Here is a 1,702-nt window from a genome sequence, read left to right as displayed (position 1 = left end):
CGGGATTCAACCTCAATTATGGACTCTCATTTTGATACTTATTGCAACTTGGTTAAACCTGATAATAATAAATACTAGAAACCTTTTTGGGTTTGCATTGGTAGGTGCTTGGGCACTAATTGCTATTGGTGTTGCAAACCTTTCTAGACCCTATTTTATAGATAATTTTGCTTTTGTATGTGCTGTAATTTTAATTGGATATACTCTTTTTAAATATTTAAAATTTAGAAAGTTAAAGAGTGCCTAAAAATAATAGCAAGTGTAAAATTACGCAAACGTTACCTTAACTTTTAAGCTTTGCGTTTTCTAAAACCTAAAGAAATCGGTATTTTTGTTAAAAATAGAAGAACCAAAAAATGAAAACAATAAAAGATTTTAATTTCGAAAATAAAAAAGCTATTATTCGTGTAGATTTTAATGTGCCTTTAAACGATAAATTTGAAGTAACAGATACTACAAGAATTCAAGCTGCAAAATCTACCATAATCGATATTTTAGAACAAGGCGGAAGCTGTGTTTTAATGTCTCATTTAGGTCGTCCAAAAGGCTTTCAAGAAGCATTTTCTTTAAAACACATTGTAAAATCTGTGGTAAATATTATTGGTTGTAATGTAAAGTTTGTAGAAGATTGTATAGGTAGTAAAGTAGAAGAAGCTGTTGCTGGTTTAGAGTCAGGAGAAATTTTGTTATTAGAAAATCTTCGTTTTTATGAAGAAGAAAAAAAGGGTGATGTTGCTTTTGCAGAAAAACTATCTAAATTAGGAGATATTTATGTAAACGATGCTTTTGGTACAGCTCACAGAGCACATGCATCAACAACAATTATAGCACAATTTTTTGAAGAAAATAAGTGCTTTGGTAATTTATTAGCAAGAGAAATAGAAAGTATAGATAAGGTTTTAAATAATTCAGAAAAACCAGTATTGGCAATTTTAGGTGGCGCAAAAGTATCGTCTAAAATTACAGTAATCGAAAATATTTTAGACAAAGTAGATCACCTAATTATTGGTGGTGGTATGAGTTTTACTTTTGTAAAAGCACAAGGTGGTAAAATTGGTAATTCTATTTGTGAAGATGATAAACAAGAATTAGCTTTAGATATTTTAAAACAAGCAAAAGCAAAAGGTGTAGAGGTTCATATCCCTGTGGATGTTGTGGCTGCAGACGATTTTTCTAATGATGCAAATACACAAGTTTGCGATATTAATGCCATCCCTGATGGTTGGGAAGGTGTAGATGCTGGACCAAAATCTAGAGAAATTTTTGATGAGGTAGTCAACAAATCTAAAACCATTTTATGGAATGGTCCTTTAGGAGTTTTTGAAATGGAATCTTTTGCAGGAGGAACAATTGCTTTAGGACACTCAATAGACAAAGCAACTAAAAACGGAGCATTTTCTTTAGTAGGTGGTGGCGATTCTGTTGCAGCCGTAAAACAATTTGGTTTTGCAGACAAAGTAAGCTATGTTTCTACAGGTGGTGGTGCTATGTTAGAAATGTTAGAAGGTAAAACCTTACCTGGTATAGAAGCGATTCAGAAATAAAAGTCATTCTTAATTTTCCCAAAGGGAAAAACACTCAGTTGGTAGAGGCATTTTATTTGAATATAATTTTTTTTGATAAGCGTATAATTTTTATAATTATACGCTTATTGTTTTTTTAAAGTTTAAACTTTAATTTCGTGGTTTATTTTAAAGATTAA

General features: G+C 30.9%; 1 protein-coding gene and 1 pseudogene. Both read left to right on the top strand.

The features are described from left to right. Positions 1-247, top strand: a pseudogene (locus tag ACTG3S_RS12835) (tryptophan-rich sensory protein); the annotation flags it as partial. A 109-nt stretch (positions 248-356) separates the two neighbouring features. After that, entirely contained in the window at positions 357-1,544 is a 1,188-nt protein-coding gene (locus ACTG3S_RS12830; RefSeq protein WP_439129741.1) for a phosphoglycerate kinase, read from the top strand. Positions 1,545-1,702: the final 158 nt, after the last annotated feature.

Origin of the sequence: Polaribacter sp. (assembly GCF_965656025.1) — a bacterium.
In the GTDB taxonomy this organism is placed as follows: domain Bacteria; phylum Bacteroidota; class Bacteroidia; order Flavobacteriales; family Flavobacteriaceae; genus Polaribacter.
The sequence above is the reverse complement of the archived record's forward strand: the minus strand, read 5'-3'. Positions and strand labels throughout refer to the sequence as shown.